This is a genomic window from Halodesulfovibrio spirochaetisodalis (genome assembly GCF_001672295.1).
GTDB lineage: Bacteria > Desulfobacterota > Desulfovibrionia > Desulfovibrionales > Desulfovibrionaceae > Halodesulfovibrio > Halodesulfovibrio spirochaetisodalis.
This window is the reverse complement of sequence record NZ_JXMS01000002.1, coordinates 40298-57368: the sequence shown is the minus strand read 5'-3', so window position 1 is coordinate 57368 and position 17071 is coordinate 40298. Positions and strand designations below refer to the sequence as shown.

Sequence of the window (17071 nt, the reverse complement as noted above, 5' to 3'; positions counted from 1 at the left end):
GCGTTAACCCATTGTTTTACAATAGGAATCACTCGAAAAAACTGACGCTTCGTTGTAAGTGATTTTTGGCAATGTGCCCCAGAATTCCCCCAAAAACAAGTGCGTAAGGAAAGTTATCTTACTCTTCATTAGAGTCAGGCAAAGTGTTTGGAAGAGCAAGCCAATTAGGATCATTATCTTTCTTATTCTTCTGTTTCTTTTTGAGAATACGACGCTCTACAGGAAACGAATAAAGTGGATTTGAGAACAATTCTTCCGCAGTAATGGCATCAGAGCGTTTATCACCAAAGCCGTCAACTTGAGCACCAGCATATTCGACACCTTTAAAAAAAACTGACACTTGCAAATTTTGGTAAACAGCTCGCTTAGTTCGCACTACTTTTTTTGCCAATTGTGCCATTCGTTCAACGTCATCAGGCTCCAACTCTTTAAGACTCATGCGTCGACTTTTCCCTGCAACAGGAGCAGTCACAAAATTAGAAGAAAATGCCTCAAGCTTAAAACGATCGTCTATGTGATATTCATCGACAACAGTATCTTTATATTTCAGTGCTTTTAACTGGCTAGCAGTCTTTGGCTTTTCGCCATTTACACTCACCACACCGCCTTTACTCAAAGTTTTCACTAAGAAATCTGGAGTACCACGAGACCCCATTAAAATTTTATGTGCATAGCCGAGCGCTTTAGTAATATTGTTATTTGAAGCATTTTCACGTTTTAAGACTTGTAATTTTTTCAAAGAATACCAATCTTCGGTTCCAAGCGTCACTATAGCCAAAGCAAAAAGAGACCCACTTACAGCACAGTTCCATCTACTTGAATTAGCACTTAATAAATCCTTATACCCATCAAACATTACATTAACGATCCCAGACAAATCAGCATTAATTTGTATACACCCTTCATGGTATGCGAAATCGAGCTGCGAATTGAATTCTTTTTTTAGTTCTTCTGGTGTATACTTATTTACAGAGTCAAGGTTAAATAGGTGTGTCAAATCCTTGTATAAAGCCTGCATGAGACATACGGTGTCAATGGACAAACTATCTTTCATGTAGTCCCAGACAGGATCATCAATCTTAATATCAAGCTGGCACTTATCACCGGTAATATAATGTGCAGTTATCGCATCTAAGTACTTTGGATTGTCCGCCAGTTGCGTTGCACATTCCATCAAATTTTCAAACTGTTGATCAAACATCACTTTTCCTCACTGCTATGCACAAATTGTTAGAACTAGCCGCCTTAGCGATCATATTTACAATATGTGCCAAACTGGATGACAAATCGTATGGTACATTTGTCCAAAACATTGCGTACTCAACAGCTTCTGCGTGTATTTTCTACTTAGTTTTTAATACTATTCCCTCTGGAATACAGACATTTCGTCGAACAAAAAAATACATCACAAACATTGTTAAACTATTTCGTTGCTGTACTGCATTTGATCGATACTTAACTATTGTAGATGACAACGTTTTTATTGGAAACGACGGAGGACACTCTACACAGTTCTTTAAAATAAACAGTGCAGACGCCACACCCTACCTATTTAAGGGAACTATCAACCGCAGAGGATATGGTCATCCTAACGAGGTTACCATAAAACTCTGCGAAGCCATGCTGGAAATAATCAATGAAATAGAACGACTAGAGATAAGAATCAACCCTGAAGTTGTGGCTTGTTTAAATAAAATCCGAGATAGAATTGAATATCAAATCAACTCACCAAAAGGTCAAAAGCAACCACAAAACTTCCGTTCCTTCGCATGGCGAAGAATGGAAGAAATTTATTCTATTCTCAGCAGTCACTTGTTTTTCAATTATCTCCTTCACAATGAAGCTAAAGAAAATCAGCTTAAGTTTTCTATAAAGAGTTAGTCCACTTGAGCATACTCTATTGACCCTAGTTCAATAGAGGTCTATTAGGGTTGGTAACGGAATTATGAACCCATCAAAAGGTGATGGGTCTAAACTCTAATGAACCAACCTGAGAGCTTACCATGAAGACATTTGCTTACTGCCGCGTTTCAAGCACTGGACAAGATACGACCATGCAGGTCGATGCAATCACACAACACTATCCAGAAGCGATTATCTTCGAAGAGAAGCTATCAGGAACCAATGCAGACCGCCCGAAACTTCAAACAATCCTCAAGGTCATCACTGAAGGTGAAAAACTGGTTGTGTGGAAACTTGATCGGCTAGCAAGGAACATGGCTGATTTGCTCGAGATCGTGAGCCTGCTGGACGAAAAAGGTGCTGCCCTAGAGATTCTTGATCAGAAAATTGATACCAGCACAGCAAGCGGCAAAGCGTTTTTACAGATGTTGGGTGTATTTGCCGAATTCGAAACGAACCTCAGGAAAGAACGACAAGCCGCCGGAATTGAGAAAGCCAAAGCGGCTGGGAAGTATAAGGGACGAAAGCGGCAGTTTGAACGAGAGGCAGTGTTGGAGTTCGTCCAGCAAGGGAACTCTATCAGTAAGACTGCCGACAAATTTGGATGTTCAGTCTCGACAGTAAAGCGAATAAAACGCCAAGCAAAGCAATAGCACTACGAAGCGACCATGATGGTCGCTTTTTTTATTCTCCTTTTAACAAAGCAGCGACAAAATGTTGTCAATAATAACTGGGGTAGCGTTAGGGAGCTTGGCAGTCGACATGCAATAACATTCTAAAATTAAGAATTATTTAAACGAACTGTGAAAATGCTCTATTCGGTTTTTGAAAATTTGTTGACGACATTTCAAGATCAGTATTCTTTTCAATAGGTTATTGACAAAAATTTTAGACGTGATAAAACGCTTCTGATTTTAAAAAACGGAAAATAACTGTTGGAAGCTCGTCAGACAAAATAAGCTTACTCATCATGTTCACATTTGAAACAATAAAAAAGGATTTTTCTATGGAAGAATTTGCCAATGTCTATTCTACACTTGAATCTATTCAGTATATAATTTTTGAAATTCAAAAAGATCTTCTTGAGTCAAAAACAACACCAGAAAAAGTGTATGAAAACCTTACCAAAGAGATGATTAGCATCCTGCATCATATTTACGTTGCAAAAACAACAATGAATAATCCTGCAGCCAGTCAAGTTTTCCATTAGAGCCATCTACAGAAGAATATTCATGAAAAAAGATCAAGAGATTGAAGGATTACATGCCGAAATACTCTGGGAATGCATGAACTCCACGATTTGTAGTCATGCAAAAACAGCATTTGAGGAAGACCCAGAACTAGAATCTGAAGTAATTAGTGCAAGCTGCTATCTAGAGGAAGTTATCGAACATAAGAGGCTTATAACAAAAGCAGTCACTCAAGAGCTCCAGACATTTAAAGGCGTTCTTCCTTCAAAACTCAAGGAGCGTGAAAAAGTCCGTAGACTCTGGATGAGAGGTGCAGCTAATCAAGAAATTGCTCATCAGCTTCAAGTGTCCGTCGCAACAGTCAAGAGAATCCTTTCTAAGGCGTTATTGAAACGAAGCTCAACTGAAAGCTTAAAGAAGAGAAAAACGGGCACCAAGAAAACTGCAGAAATTGAATTCCTTGTGCAAGAGCACGATATCCGTTTGAAATTAGAATTCTACACCGATCTTTTTATGCAGGAACTTCTCCGTGAGGGCTTCGAGTTTGAGCGTGATGAACTTCTCTCCTTTGTTGGCGTTACACTTGCAGAAATCCTTCAGGATTATCGCCCAGAGAAGGGAGCCAAATTCAAATCCTTCATGGATGAGTGTTTAAAGAGAAGACTTGATGACTTCAGGCGCATGCTAATGCGACAGAAAGGATTTGGCAGGAAAAAGAAGCGGAAAGAGACAGTGGCTCAAGTTTATAACCTGCCAGAAAATTTTTTAACGCTGGTAACACAGGGCGAATTGACAAGTTCAGAAATTGTTGAGGAACACTGGTCGAATAAAAGTAAGTAAGAACGTTGGGGGAACTTTTATATAGCAAATAGTATTGATGAATAAAGAACCATTCTTTCTCATCATTGATGAGTAGCACCTCACTATCTTTGGCTATAACCATCGATCTTCTTTGAGCATAACCAAGCTGTATTTGCCTAAAAATCGCCCGCGATGAAGAAGTCTTGCAGTGTATACTTAAGGTAATCGTATGGTATTTCAAGCAATATAAAAATTTCCAGCCCCCCCTGTAAAAAAACAACACCTTCAGTAACTCTGTTGAGATGGGGCACAATTTTGTGACCCCCCATTTTTGAGAAAATTGCGAACTACTCCAGATAACAAGAGCGATTATACAAGAAATGAACAACTTTGATGTAATGAAAAGACTAAACATTCCAGAATACTGGAGACAAAAGCATGTAGTACTGAGCACGTATGACGATGTGATTCAGCACTACAGCCATTTGAGAAAAAAAGGATGGCAAAACACTTTTGGCACTGCATGGCAACTGGCAGCATTTGATGTCAAACGAAACCTCAAAGACACTAGTGAGCTTAGGTACGCTTATCACATTACTACACCAGATAAGCTTGAAGATATCTTTGAGGGATATATTGGAATCTCTAAAAACCCTCATAAACGTTTTATGTCCCACCGTTGGGCTGCCAGAAAGAACAAATTTCCAAATCGGCGCATGTGTCAATTTATGCAAAAACACTATGACGACGCTGTATTAATCATTTTTGCTTGTACTCGAAATAGGCTGACGGAAATGATGGAGCAGATGCTTCGAAATGGGCGAAATATTGGCTGGAATACTCGTATCGGCGGCTAACCACACTATGACTACAATATAAAGGAAATAAAATGCACATAGTAAATTGTGATATTTGTGAAAGAAAAATGATTAAGCGACCTCATCCATGTTTTGGCGTTGAAAACATGTGCATCCGGTGCGATGAAGAAGCCCACCACGCTGTCTTTGTTGGCGAATTTCAAGGAGTTGTTGAGTATATCGGTGAACAACTCTGCACGGAAAAAATTAGCGGAATAGAAGCTCTTGAAAAGCTTGAGGAGCACTGCAGAGACTTTCTTAGTCTCAAACAAGTTCAATAAATGGTGCACAATATAAAAAGGGGCTTAACGCCCCTTTTTTCTTATTTTCAGCACAGATAACCATTTTTTGATTCTAAGCGATGTATTCACAAGCATGACCAATGAGCCGTCTAGCTTATAAACGTTGCTAAGAATCGACCTATAGGCCTTACGTGCGCCTAACTACTAGCCTTAGACGTTTATTCTTTTAGTTTCGATACAGCGGGCTAAAATCCACATCATATCTTAGAAGCTCAATTGTTTTCTGAGAAATATTCACAGGAACATCATCCCCGTACTTACTCCCCTCAGTTCCAAGGGAATGTCCCTGAAGGCGGTCAGCAATCCTCATGTCGGATTCAGCTCGGCGAAAAGCATTTTTTACAGTATGCCTGAAGCTATGAAACACTTTTGAACTATCAAAGCCACCATGTTGTCTTGAATAACGATTCCACCACTTACTAAAACGGTCTGTGCGCTTGTCCGTATTCTCTGGAAGCTCGTGAAAAAGCCATACATGCCCAGCCGCCTTCTGTTCGTTCACAAATTCAAGAAAACCTATTTTTATCAGCTTACTATGAACTGGAACTTCTCGATGAGAGGCCACATTCTTAAAACGCTGCTTCTTCCCTTCGGGCGTATCGTTTCTCCCCATCAAGTCGAGATACCAGACATCAGAAGATTGCCTCACATCGTCCACTAACAACTGGCCAAGTTCCTCCAGCCGAGCCCCTGTAAAAAGTCCAAGCAACGGCAGCCAAAAAGCAGCCTCGCCCAAACTCACTTTAGGTCTGTATCCTTCAGTATAAACAGGAAAAGACTCAAAAATACACTTCAAGTCTTCATCTGTATACGCTTGACGGCTTCTATGCGTAGCTTGAACACGTTTTTTAGCATTATGTGCAGGATTAGATTCAATCAGCAATTCACGCTCTGCATAGCCAAAAACAGCACTTAAAGCTGCTACGCACTTTTCATTCACAGTTCTCGGACTCACCTTCTTGACCGATGGGTCACTTTTAGCAACCTCAATACGCTCTCTAATGGAAAGTTCGCGCATTGCCTTGGTTAAGCATGCTGGGTGGTCAAGCATTGCATCCCGAAACTCAAACACATGCCGTCGTGTAACCTCAGCTATAGGCATATCACCATGGTATTCAATAAAGCGCGACACCTGAGACTTGAAGTCAGTAACGGTCTTGGGTGCCCTGTTATACCGCAGGTGCTCTTCTTTCCATCGATCAAACACCTCAGAAAGCTTCAATAATGGAGCACCAGACTCAACCAAAGATGAACAGGTAGAAGCAGTTGAAACGTTAGCATCTTGAGGGGCACCAGAAGGAAAAAGAGCATTGAAGATAAACTGCTCTTGAGCAAGATCCCCCTTCGCTCGTGCTGCTCTCAATCGCTCTAACTGGATATGAGCCTTGGTGACTTCCTGCCCTATAGTGAACTCCTTAGAGCTTTCAGCAGGCGTAACATACCCAAAACGCTTCTTAAAACCTTCAATCTCAGACGTAAGATATGCAAACGCTACATAAGGATCATGAAATTCCTGTGGATCAAGGCTCGGATACCACGGGTCTTTGAGCATCCGTTGATACTCATCTACCCAATGAAGGCAGGCAAGCTCTTCATTGCTGTGCATTCCAGAAGAGGTGTATGGCAAGAGCCACTTAGGAACCATTCCACTAAAATCTCGACGATTCTTTTTGTCTTTGGCTTGGAGGTCAAAAAGATACTGCTTGATATGCATATCAAGCTCTTCGTAATCAAGCGGCTGATCCTGCTTTGTAGCGAAATCATGCCATCGTTTCTGGATAGAATTGTACACCCCCTTCGCAAGGCGCGATGCTTCACGCTTGTCTGCGGTCTTGAGGCTCTTCTTGATTACCTTTCGGTTGTTTTCAAAGGCTTGATACTCAGGTGGGATACGAAGACAAAAACGCCAACCTTTTCCGTGGCGTTCGATGTAATTCGACATAGATATATGCTCCAGCTTCTGGGTCATACTTGGGGGAAAATACCCCAAAAGTACCCCAAAAAGTGCTACTGGAAGCGTCAGACAGGCATTAGATACAAGAAAACCCCTCGATAAATCAAGGGGTTAATTTCTTAATGGCGGAGAGGGAGGGATTCGAACCCCCGGAAGGCGCAAACCTTCAACGGTTTTCAAGACCGCCGCGTTCAACCGAGCTCTGCCACCTCTCCGTGTTCTCTTGTAATGCTTCTTGCGAAGCAGAGGTGGTCTGTATAGAGAATTACGATTCAAAGCGCAAGCACTTAACGCAATTTTTTTAATTTTTTCTTTTTCTGCTAGCCTGTAGCGGCTTTTTCACACTGCAACAGGTCAAACAAGACACGAAGTAAGTTGTCTGGATTTATAGGTTTTCCAACGTATTCATTCATCCCTGCAGCAAGAAAGGCTTCCCTGTCACCTTTTAAGGCATGGGCGGTCATGGCCACGACCGGAACGTCCGGATTAACAGAAAAATCTGTCGACTCCCTGATTCTACGGGTTGCTTCCAGTCCATCCATCTGCGGCATAGCAATATCCATCAAGACCAAATCAAAGGGGTCAGCTCCTAAAGCTTCAAGAGCTTCAAGGCCGTTTGTTGCCAATTCTACTTCGAACCCCTGTTTTTTCAGGAAGATATCCATATACTTCAAATTCACAGCATTATCATCAACAACAAGTACTTTCTTGCTGCTTCCTAACACAGGCTTTGCCATTGCTGTCTCACGCGTTGCCACGTCACCATGCTCATTCAATTTACCAAGCTGGAATGACAGCGTGAAAAAGAACTCTGCCCCTTCTCCGGGAGTACTGGTAACTTCTAAGACACCGCCCATCAGTTCAACTAACTTACGACAAATGGCGAGCCCGAGACCGGTTCCCTGGTATTGGCGTGAAACAGAGCTGTCAGACTGGACAAATCGTTCAAAAATAGCTTGTTGATGTTCTTTACGGATTCCTATTCCGCTATCCTTCACTGAAAAACGTAATTGAGCAGTATCCTGTTCAAGGGCTTGAAGCTCCACTGAAAGCTGTACTGTCCCTCCGTCTGTAAACTTAAGCGCATTATCAAGAAGGTTTACGATGACTTGCCGGATACGAGGGAAATCACCCACAATAACGTCCGGTACATCATCCGGAACAGTAAACATAAGCTTTAAACAACGCTCTTCCGCCCGATGAAAGAACATCGTCCGCAAGGCAGAAAGGCGCTTACGTAGCCTGAAAGCCTGATTGTCTATCTCAAGAACTCCGGCTTCAATCTTGGAAAAATCTAAAATCTGGTTGATCAGCACAAGCAAGGACTCGGCTGAATTCTCAACTGCTTCAAGATACTCCCGCTGTTCCCCATCGAGTTCCGTATCCAGCGCAAGATCAAGCATGCCGAGAAGGCCGTTCATCGGCGTACGTATTTCATGACTCATGGTTGTCAGAAAATCGCTTTTAGCCTTGTCGGCAGCCTCTGCTGCATCCTTCGCAGCCCGCAGTTCCTGAGCCATTTCGAGTTCGCGAGTTACATCGTGCGCATATTTCAACAACAACGGTTCACCGTTGTGAGATCGCAAAGGAATATACTGAACATTCCGGTGCGCACCTGTTTTCGCATGACATTCAATGGATGAGCAGCTCTCGCCTTTCTCCAGAACCTCTTTTGTCTGCTGGTCAACTTTGTCACCCTCTGGTGAACGACGATGCTTGCCCTCTCTGGCATACAGCTCACTGAGCGCAGGGGTCCACTGTGTGTCTGCAGCCGAGGTCGTCGCATATAAAATTTGATCATCAGCGGTATACACAGTGGTGTCCGCAGGAATAGCACGCAAAATATCGCGCAACAACGCTGCTTCACGCTTTGCTGTTGCTGCTTCAAGTTCGAGCCTAGCAGAGTACTCTTCGAGCTCGACAATTTTTTCTATGGCGGTTGCAAAATCAACGGGATCCGGCAAAGACTGCCTCTCACCTTGTAATGTGCTAAGCAGCAAGCAACCTTCTCTAAAATTCTTATCCATATGCGCTCCCAGTTCTTGCACATATACATGAAATCACACCCCTCATTACCATAGCTTCAAAAAAAAATCTTCCTATTATGCAACATTCACCAAGAATTTCTTTAAAAAGCTAACCTGCTTATTTTTATGAAAAACTAATTTTATCCTCATTTTCTCCGGCTCTCCGGCCTTAATATTTTTTGCACAAGCAATAAAAACTACTAGAGCACTCGATTTAAAGAGCTAACACACTGAAAAAACTAGACTCAACAGACTGACTGGACTTTCAACCAGCCCATTTCCAACCGTTTTTTTAGTATCTAAAACTTTGTTTTTATGTTTTAGAAACACAGTTAATGGATATGCCGCATCGGCTAAATGTGTACATTTCAGAAGGGTTAGTTACCGCTCGTGAAATATTTCACCTTGACGCAATTGCCCCTAAGAAGTAGACACAACTGGTGTGGTAATGTGGGCTTTTTTTCAATATTTTAAACCAGCTATGAGGCGAAGGGTTATGGAGGAGAGGCTTTTACATCCTGCCGACGGGAACAGTACGTCACGCCAATTTGGCGGCGCGGCCCCGTTCTTCGTAGGTCTGGTAGTGGCACTCATCTTTGGTTGGTGGGCTTTCCCTGGAATGCTTTTTTCAGAACAGGAACAGCCGATTAATTTCAGCCATAAGGTGCATATTCAAGACGCAGAAATGGAATGTTCTGCGTGCCATTATTTCCGTGAAGACGGCACATTTGCCGGCCTTCCAACAACTGAAAGCTGTGCTGAATGTCACAGCGACGAACCACTCGGGGAAGATCCGGAAGAAGCACGCTTCATTAAGGAGTACGTGGAGACCGGTAAAGAAGTTAAATGGCATGTTTACCAGAAACAGCCTGATAACGTCTTCTTCAGTCATGCTGCTCACTCACTTGAGTCATGTAACAACTGTCATGACTTCTCTGAAGTTGAGCTCTGCTCCCAGTGTCACATTGATGTGGCCAATATGGACAAGGCCCCGACTTACTATGAAAACAAGCTGACTACGTACAGCAAACAGACAATGAAAATGTGGCAATGTGAACGCTGCCATGCTCACCCTGAGCACTATGGCGTTACCCGTTCCAGCAACGCATGTTTCGTCTGTCATAAGTAAAAGGGGAGTATCCAATGGCAGTAGATAGACGAGGATTCCTTAAGTTTGTTGCAGGCGCCACTACTGGTGTTCTGGCTACTCCCGTACCTTGGAAGCTCCTTGATGACGCGAGTATCTGGACTCAGAACTGGTCCTGGATTCCACGAAATGTAGATGGAGAAAACAGCTATATTTCTACCATCAGTAAACTGTGTCCTTCCGCTGCGGGCATGAAAATTCGTCTGGTTGGCAACCGCCCTGTGCGTGCGCTTCCGGATGATAACCACCCTCTTTCCATGGGTGGCATCACTGCTCTTGCTGCAGCAGAAGTTCAGCTTATGTACTCTCCTTCCCGTGTAAAGCGTCCGCTTAAGCATTCCGGTGACGGCGCTTATGTTGCTATTTCATGGGAAGAAGCAGAGAAAATACTCAAAGAAAACCTCAGAAGAGCAGGTTCCAAAATTGCATACGTATCCGGTGACGAAACCGGTACTATCAACGAACTTCTTTCCGGCATGGCGAAAGAAAGCGGTTCCGAAGACTTCTATGTAATGCCTTCCGAGGTACAGCCTGCTGCACGCGCGTTTGCTGCAATGAACGGTAACGGTCAGCTTGGCTACGACATCGAAAACAGCGACTACGTGCTTGCTCTCGGTGCCAACATTCTTGAGTCATGGGGCACTGTGCTCCGCAACCGCGCTGCGTTCAAGCAATCTCACCCTGCGGCAGAAAAGCCGACTGTGAAATACGTTTACGCAGGCCCTGTGCAAAGTAACACAGCGGCCGGTGCAGACGAATGGTTGCCTGCAAAGTCCGGTACAGAAGCAATTGTTGCTTTAGGTATTGCTAACCTGCTTATCAAAGCTGGTGCTTCTGTTAATGCTCCTGACTTTGCTGAGTTCAAAGCGCTTGCCGCCCAGTTCACACCGCAAAAAGTTGCATCTCTCACAGGCGTTACTCCTGCTAAGCTTAAAGCTATCGCTGTTGAGCTTTCCAAGGCAGAACGTCCGCTCGTTCTTACCGGCTCAGAGTTCGGTCAAGGTACTGGCGTTGCAACTGTTCTTGCTGGAACAGCGGTTAACATGCTGCTCGGAAGCTTTGGTCGCGAAGGCGGCGTAAAAGCTCTTCCATTAGCGCCGAAAGTTATTGCTTCCGGCATGGATCGTTCAGAAATTGCTGATAAAGATCTCGTGGCTTACCTTTCCCGCATCAGTGCCGGAAAAGTGCCAGCACCTCGTGCTATGGTCTTCTACGAAGCAAACCCTGTATACGGTCTGCCTCAGCCTGCAGCTATGGCGAAAGTTATGGATAAGGTTCCGTTTAAAGTTGCTTTCACAAGCTTCCTTGATGAAACAGCTCAGGCATGTGACCTTATTCTGCCAACTCCACTCGGCCTTGAGCGCTTTGATGACGTTGAAACACCATACGGCATCGGTCAGGCGTTCTACGCACTTGCACGCCCTGTTGCACCTTGCGCGGTTGACGGAAAGCCTGCTGCCGACGTTCTCTTAAACGTTGCCAGTCAGCTTAACATGGATCTTGGCTTTGCTACCTATGAAGAAGTTCTTCAGGCAAAAGCAGAAGCCGCAGGTGCTGATTGGGACAGCCTGATGGAAGGCGAGTTCTTCACAAGTGATGCTGTTGCAGAACAGTCCGGCCTGCGCCTTGGCGCTGCCGTTATGGGTAAAGCACTCGCTGCTGCACCTAAGGCTGCAAAACTGAGCATCGCCCCTGTGCAGAAGCTTAACATCGGTACTCCTAACACCGCTATCCCACCGTACAACAACAAAACAATTCGTCGCTGGGAACTCCAGAAGAACGAAATGTATGTTGCGATGAACGGTGCAACTGCCCGTGAGCTCGGCGTGGTAAAACATGACCGTATCAAGCTCACTAATAGCAGCGGCAGCATCCAGGCCCGTGTGAACATTTTCGAAGGCGTAATGCCGAATACCATCGCAGTGCTGATGGGCTTTGGTCACACCGCATTTGATGAGTTCAGTAAAGGCAAAGGCGAAAACGTCATGGAGCTGCTGACTGTTGGATATGAAGCCGGCACCGGACAGTCTGTCTGGAATGTTGCTGGTGTAAACGTCAGCAAGGCATAAGGGACGAGCGTCATGGAAACTAAAGAATTCACTATCAAATGGGGCATGGCAATTGACCTCGACAAATGCACCGGTTGTGGTGCCTGCATGGTTGCATGTCAGGCTGAAAACAACCTTGCACCAATTGCCGATGCTTCCAATAAAATCAAAGTAATGAACTGGATCACAGTCTACGAACTGTCCAACGGTAAACCTTACCCTGAACACGACGTAGCCTACCTGCCTCGCCCTTGTCAGCAGTGTGGTCACCCGCCTTGCGTTTCTGTTTGTCCGGTTATCGCGACTGACAAAAACGAAGAAGGCGGTATCGTTAGCCAGGTAACACCTCGTTGCATCGGCTGTCGTTACTGCATGGCTGCATGCCCTTACCACGCACGCTACTTTAACTGGCGTGATCCGGTATGGCCAGGCGGACTTGAAAAAGCTCTTACTCCAGACGTATCTGTACGTCCTCGCGGTGTTGTAGAAAAATGTACTTTCTGTCACCACCGCTGGATGGCTGCAAAAGACAAAGCAATCGTTGAAGGCCGTGATCCTATGGATCTGCCTGAAGGCGAATACGTTACTTCCTGTACCGAGGCTTGTCCTAACGGTGCAATTACCTTCGGTGACCTTAACAACGAAGAACACGAAGTAGCGAAGCTTGCCAGCTCCAAATACGCTCACAGATTGCTCGAACGTCTCGGTGCCGACACACAGGTTTACTACGTAAGCCGTCGTGAATGGGTACTGCGTCAGCTTGATAACTATCTGGAAGACGAAAAGGTTAAGGGGTAACAGTCATGGGAAAGAACTACTCTCTTCCTGCAGATCATGAACTCTTTCCAGAGGGCACCTCACGTTGCTCTTTGACAAAGTTTTCAATCTGGATGGGACTTGTCGGTGCTGTAGCTCTTTGGGGTCTTTACGCTGCATTCAGAGTGCTCGCGGAAGGACTTGGCGTTACAGGCCTTGACGACTACTTCGGCTTTGGTCTCTGGATTACCTTTGACCTTGCTGTTATTGCACTCGGTGCAGGTGCGTTCTTCACCGGTCTGCTCAGATACATCCTGAACATTGACCCGCTGAAAAACATCATTAACCTCACCGTAATTATCGGTTTTATTTGCTACTCCGGTGCTATGCTTATTCTCGTGCTCGACGTAGGTCAGCCGATTCGTGCATGGTTCGGTTACTGGCATGCGAACGTACACTCCATGCTCACAGAAGTTATCTTCTGTATTACCTGTTACCTGATTGTTCTGATCATTGAATACATTCCACTGATTCTTGAGCAGAAGCAGCTTAACAGAATTCCAGTACTGCATCACCTCGCGCATAACCTGCACGTTTGGATGCCACTGTTTGCTGGTATTGGTGCGTTCCTTTCCACTTTCCACCAGGGCTCACTCGGCGGTATGTACGGCGTTCTCTTTGGTCGTCCTTACGTACTGCGTGATGGTTTCTTCATCTGGCCTTGGACATTCTTCCTCTTCGTTATTTCCGCAGTTGGTTCCGGTCCGGTTTTCACCGTACTTATCGCAACCCTCATGGAAAAAATGACTGGCAAGAAACTGGTAAGCTGGGAAATCAAATCCCTTATGGGTAAAATTGCAGGGGCAATGCTGCTTGTATACCTCGTATTCAAGTTCGCAGACACCTATGCATGGGCAGTAGATGTACTGCCACGTTCCGGTCTCACCTTTGACCAGAACTTCTACCAGACAATCTACGGCAAGTGGCTCCTGTGGTCAGAGCTGTTCCTGTGCGGTGTAGTTCCGTGTATCATTCTGCTTACACCGAAACTGCGCAACACTCCTGCTCTGTTCTACTCTGCAGCACTGCTGGATTGTATCGGCATTACCATCAACCGTTACGTATTTACGGTTCAGGCACTTGCTATGCCGGTAATGCCTTTCGACAGCTGGGAAACCTATGCGCCAAACTGGGCAGAATGGGGTGCAAGCGCACTTGTTCTTGCCTACGGTGCTATTATCCTCAGCCTGTCCTACCGTTACCTGCCGGTTTTCCCGCAGGAACGTGCTTTGAATGCGACTAAGTCCAACTAGGGCTTAGTTTCAGATAGGTAAGCTTAAAGTCAGTTGAGCCCCGGCCGGTCCCCACCCGCGCCGGGGTTCTTCGTTTTATTATTCGAAAAAACAATCAGAGTATCCTGCGGTCTTTCACAAAGCGTTCAAAGCAGGCACCCCGCAGCTATTCAAAAATATTTACCTGTAGTCTTGATTCTCACAGCCAGTTCACTTGCAGCGCTCCGCCGCAACCTTTCCTGAACGTTATCCCCAGAAATAATACAACAGTGTAAATACGATAAGCGACACTGCCCGAACACTCTGATTACAAAAGATAAGCCATAGCGCCAGGCGCGGGGGAAAAATTCCCATATACGTTGCTAATTGATGCCGCAAGGCACGCATGGGAGATGAAAGGATATTACCAGCCAGCAAAGCAAGTACGATATCTTTTGACTGTATTGTTCCTTCCGTTAGCAAAGCACCGGCAGCAGCCATCGCTGCCGTAATTTCAGCCGCGAGACTCAGAAGCAACACGCCTGCCGCCTGAGGGTTGATAAACGGAAGCAAACCGTTACTCCCCCCAATGACCTCATTAAGTGCAGTAAAAAAGCCGGAACGGTTCAAGATGAAGACCAGCACATACACTGGTATGGTAATAAGCAGTACCCGTCTAATCCTTCGGGAAAATCTGGACACCACCCGTTGAAATGCCTCCGCAAAACTTTTGGGTGCCGAGTCATCCAGTTCGCACGTCACGCAGCCCTCTGGTGTTGGGGGCAAAACCATTCTTCCAACAACAACCGTTCCTAACGTTCGAAACAGCGCAGCGCTTACAATTATTCCAACGTACCAGAATGCCGCTTTCCCTAAAAAGGGTACCGCAAGAAAGAACAGGGACGGCAAGTGTAAAAACAGAACGGGCGCACTGTTCAGCAAATTCGAAAAATAGAGTTCCTTACGGACTATCTTCCCCTGCTCGTATTGTTCAGCCAGATATGTATTCGCTGTAATGCTTGAAAAAAAAGCCATAGTGAATGCTGCACCGGAAACATCCTGCAAGTGTGCCATCCTCACCAGTGGAGACGAGATACGAGCCAGAAACCGGCTCCAATGCAGTGCTTCAATAATGTTCCCGATAGCCAGTCCGAGCGAGATAGATATAATGAGCCGCAGCAACGGACGGAAAAGCCCGCTCCACAACATATCAACATCCACAAAAGAAAAGAGTTCAGTATGCATACTGAACTCTTTACCATAGATACTTGTAATCATAAATCCATGAAGCTACCTGAGAAGGCACAGATTACCTTCTTTATCTCACGGCACTCTCACAACACGTTTGCTTACGCCTCGTCATGACCTTCGTCGCGAGGTAGATTCGGCTTAGCTGCCTCAGCACGCGCAAGCTCATCACAACGTTCATTCTCAGGATGACCGCTATGACCGCGTACCCAGTGCAGTTTTACATCATGCTTATCAAGGTATGGAAGTAAACGGAGCCAAAGATCCTTGTTCTTTACAGGCTTTTTAGAAGCATTCTTCCAGCCGTTCTTCTGCCAGTTTACAAGCCATTTTTTCTCTACAGCATTGCGCACATATTGAGAATCTGTATACAAATCTACTTTGCAAGGCTCTTTAAGTGCAGCAAGCCCTTCAACGACAGCCAGAATTTCCATTCTGTTATTTGTAGTCAGTGCAAACCCGCCTGAAAGTTCTTTTTCAGTATCACCAAAGCGAAGAATACTGGCCCAGCCTCCGGGCCCCGGATTTCCGAGACAAGAGCCGTCAGTAAACAGCAAAATATGTTTCATACTTTTAATCACTCACAAAATATACGTTACTATAATAAAGAAAAAACATGTGCAGCAGATGGCTTACCCAAAGCTAACGATGTCAGTCGTATCACGTTTTTTCACGTACCGATAAAAACAAATAAAAAACTGCATGCATAATGCCTGCATACAACAAGTCGAGTTCAGGGTATACTCATATCAGGTAATACCATGCTGTTACAGCCGAACCGCATGAAGGAGCAATTATGCCGACAACGAGTGTCATCATAAAATGGGCGTTCATCATTCTTTGTGCCCTGCTGCTTGCTGGATTGCTTTTTTTCAGCCATCTGGACACGGAATCTGCAGATCGCGAGCAGCACACTACTACTGGTTCTCAGCTTACTGGTACCCAAAAACAATAAGCACACCATTCCTTACTAGTAAAAACGGCAGGCCAATTCGCCTGCCGTTCTTTCCTAATTCTTTTATATTCTTAATGTATTACTGCTTACCCATATCATCCCACAGCTGTTGTAGAGCTGAAGCCAGCCCCAGCTGCCACTGGTTCTTTTCAAAATACGGGGTAAAATATTCATTCTGCAGCTTGTACATATAGTTTTGTCCCAATGCCTTACGCAATAAAGGAGGAAACTCCACAAGCACCTGACGGCTATAAGGGTTAATCCCTATATATACTGTTTTGGTATCCAGCTTGGCCGGTAGCACCACAGGCGTATTGAGCACCTGCACACGAAGCTTCAACCCGTGAGTTTCACGCATTGCTGACGCATAATCCCGCAGGGCAGACTTTTGATCCGCCGTAAGTGTTTCTGTCTGATCATAGACAGTTCCCCGAGACCGGATCTCTTTATAACTGTACTCTGTCTGATACCAAAATGCAGTGGCAACAATCACAAACACCGCAATCAGCAGCATAGCACGCAAAAAGAATTCACCAGAAGAGTTGGCACGGATCAACGGGCCGCGTTTGTTTCTAAAAAATCCCATGTGCTCTCCGGTTTTACTGCGGTGCTG

17 protein-coding genes and 1 tRNA gene are annotated in these 17071 nt (G+C 45.0%); 11 read left to right on the top strand and 7 right to left on the bottom strand.

Annotation, left to right across the window (positions count from 1 at the left end; genetic code table 11):
* Nucleotides 1-118 precede the first annotated feature (118 nt).
* On the bottom strand, nucleotides 119-1201 hold the full coding sequence (locus SP90_RS01550; protein ID WP_066851854.1) for a hypothetical protein: 1083 nt from the start codon (nucleotides 1199-1201) through the stop codon (nucleotides 119-121).
* Nucleotides 1202-1218: 17 nt separating this feature from the next.
* Between SP90_RS01550 and SP90_RS01545 the strand changes: the two genes are divergently transcribed.
* From SP90_RS01545 to SP90_RS01520, 6 genes are all read left to right on the top strand, one after another.
* Nucleotides 1219-1881: a hypothetical protein gene (locus SP90_RS01545; RefSeq protein ID WP_066851853.1), complete on the top strand. Its 663-nt coding sequence runs from the start codon at nucleotides 1219-1221 to the stop codon at nucleotides 1879-1881.
* Nucleotides 1882-2003: 122 nt separating this feature from the next.
* Entirely contained in the window at nucleotides 2004-2555 is a 552-nt protein-coding gene (locus tag SP90_RS01540; RefSeq protein ID WP_066851851.1) for a recombinase family protein, read from the top strand.
* 353 nt (nucleotides 2556-2908) lie between these two features.
* A complete protein-coding gene (locus SP90_RS01535) occupies nucleotides 2909-3112 on the top strand; it encodes a hypothetical protein (RefSeq protein ID WP_157471159.1) in 204 nt (67 codons plus the stop codon).
* Between the two features lie 22 nt (nucleotides 3113-3134).
* On the top strand, nucleotides 3135-3932 hold the full coding sequence (locus tag SP90_RS01530) for a helix-turn-helix domain-containing protein (RefSeq protein ID WP_066851847.1): 798 nt from the start codon (nucleotides 3135-3137) through the stop codon (nucleotides 3930-3932).
* 341 nt (nucleotides 3933-4273) lie between these two features.
* Nucleotides 4274-4750 (top strand): GIY-YIG nuclease family protein, encoded by a 477-nt coding sequence (locus tag SP90_RS01525; RefSeq protein WP_066851845.1) that lies wholly within the window; start codon nucleotides 4274-4276, stop codon nucleotides 4748-4750.
* Nucleotides 4751-4818: 68 nt separating this feature from the next.
* Complete coding sequence (locus tag SP90_RS01520; protein ID WP_157471158.1) at nucleotides 4819-5031, top strand: hypothetical protein; 213 nt, start codon at nucleotides 4819-4821, stop codon at nucleotides 5029-5031.
* Between the two features lie 187 nt (nucleotides 5032-5218).
* Here the strand turns inward: SP90_RS01520 and SP90_RS01515 are convergent, their stop codons facing one another.
* The 3 genes from SP90_RS01515 to SP90_RS01505 form a co-directional block, all read right to left on the bottom strand.
* Nucleotides 5219-6994, bottom strand: coding sequence for a site-specific integrase (locus SP90_RS01515; RefSeq protein WP_066851840.1), 1776 nt, complete (start codon nucleotides 6992-6994; stop codon nucleotides 5219-5221).
* A 135-nt stretch (nucleotides 6995-7129) separates the two neighbouring features.
* Nucleotides 7130-7221: transfer RNA gene (locus SP90_RS01510), tRNA-Ser, on the bottom strand.
* A gap of 105 nt (nucleotides 7222-7326) precedes the next feature.
* Nucleotides 7327-9033, bottom strand: a complete 1707-nt coding sequence (locus SP90_RS01505) for an ATP-binding protein (RefSeq protein ID WP_066851838.1) — start codon at nucleotides 9031-9033, stop codon at nucleotides 7327-7329.
* Nucleotides 9034-9529: 496 nt separating this feature from the next.
* On the opposite strand from SP90_RS01505, the gene qrcA reads away from it, so the two are divergent.
* Genes qrcA through qrcD form a run of 4 tightly spaced genes read left to right on the top strand, consistent with a single transcriptional unit; the run spans nucleotide 9530 to nucleotide 14297 of the window.
* The gene (gene qrcA, locus SP90_RS01500) at nucleotides 9530-10162 is read left to right on the top strand and encodes a menaquinone reductase multiheme cytochrome c subunit QrcA (RefSeq protein ID WP_066851837.1); all 633 of its coding nucleotides are present in this window, start codon (nucleotides 9530-9532) and stop codon (nucleotides 10160-10162) included.
* Between the two features lie 14 nt (nucleotides 10163-10176).
* Nucleotides 10177-12249, top strand: coding sequence for a menaquinone reductase molybdopterin-binding-like subunit QrcB (qrcB, locus tag SP90_RS01495; RefSeq protein ID WP_066851835.1), 2073 nt, complete (start codon nucleotides 10177-10179; stop codon nucleotides 12247-12249).
* 12 nt (nucleotides 12250-12261) lie between these two features.
* Entirely contained in the window at nucleotides 12262-13026 is a 765-nt protein-coding gene (gene qrcC / locus SP90_RS01490) for a menaquinone reductase iron-sulfur cluster-binding subunit QrcC (RefSeq protein WP_066851833.1), read from the top strand.
* Nucleotides 13027-13031: 5 nt separating this feature from the next.
* A complete protein-coding gene (gene qrcD / locus SP90_RS01485) occupies nucleotides 13032-14297 on the top strand; it encodes a menaquinone reductase integral membrane subunit QrcD (protein ID WP_066851831.1) in 1266 nt (421 codons plus the stop codon).
* Between the two features lie 225 nt (nucleotides 14298-14522).
* On the opposite strand, the gene SP90_RS01480 is transcribed toward qrcD, so the two are convergent.
* The gene (locus SP90_RS01480) at nucleotides 14523-15500 is read right to left on the bottom strand and encodes a hypothetical protein (protein ID WP_082936241.1); all 978 of its coding nucleotides are present in this window, start codon (nucleotides 15498-15500) and stop codon (nucleotides 14523-14525) included.
* Between the two features lie 104 nt (nucleotides 15501-15604).
* Nucleotides 15605-16072, bottom strand: coding sequence for a ribonuclease HI (rnhA, locus tag SP90_RS01475; protein WP_066851829.1), 468 nt, complete (start codon nucleotides 16070-16072; stop codon nucleotides 15605-15607).
* Nucleotides 16073-16299: 227 nt separating this feature from the next.
* Here rnhA and SP90_RS16575 point away from each other — a divergent pair, with 227 nt between their 5' ends.
* On the top strand, nucleotides 16300-16458 hold the full coding sequence (locus tag SP90_RS16575; protein ID WP_157471157.1) for a hypothetical protein: 159 nt from the start codon (nucleotides 16300-16302) through the stop codon (nucleotides 16456-16458).
* A gap of 79 nt (nucleotides 16459-16537) precedes the next feature.
* Here SP90_RS16575 and SP90_RS01470 read toward each other — a convergent pair whose 3' ends face one another.
* Nucleotides 16538-17044, bottom strand: a complete 507-nt coding sequence (locus tag SP90_RS01470) for a TPM domain-containing protein (protein ID WP_066851827.1) — start codon at nucleotides 17042-17044, stop codon at nucleotides 16538-16540.
* Nucleotides 17045-17071: the final 27 nt, after the last annotated feature.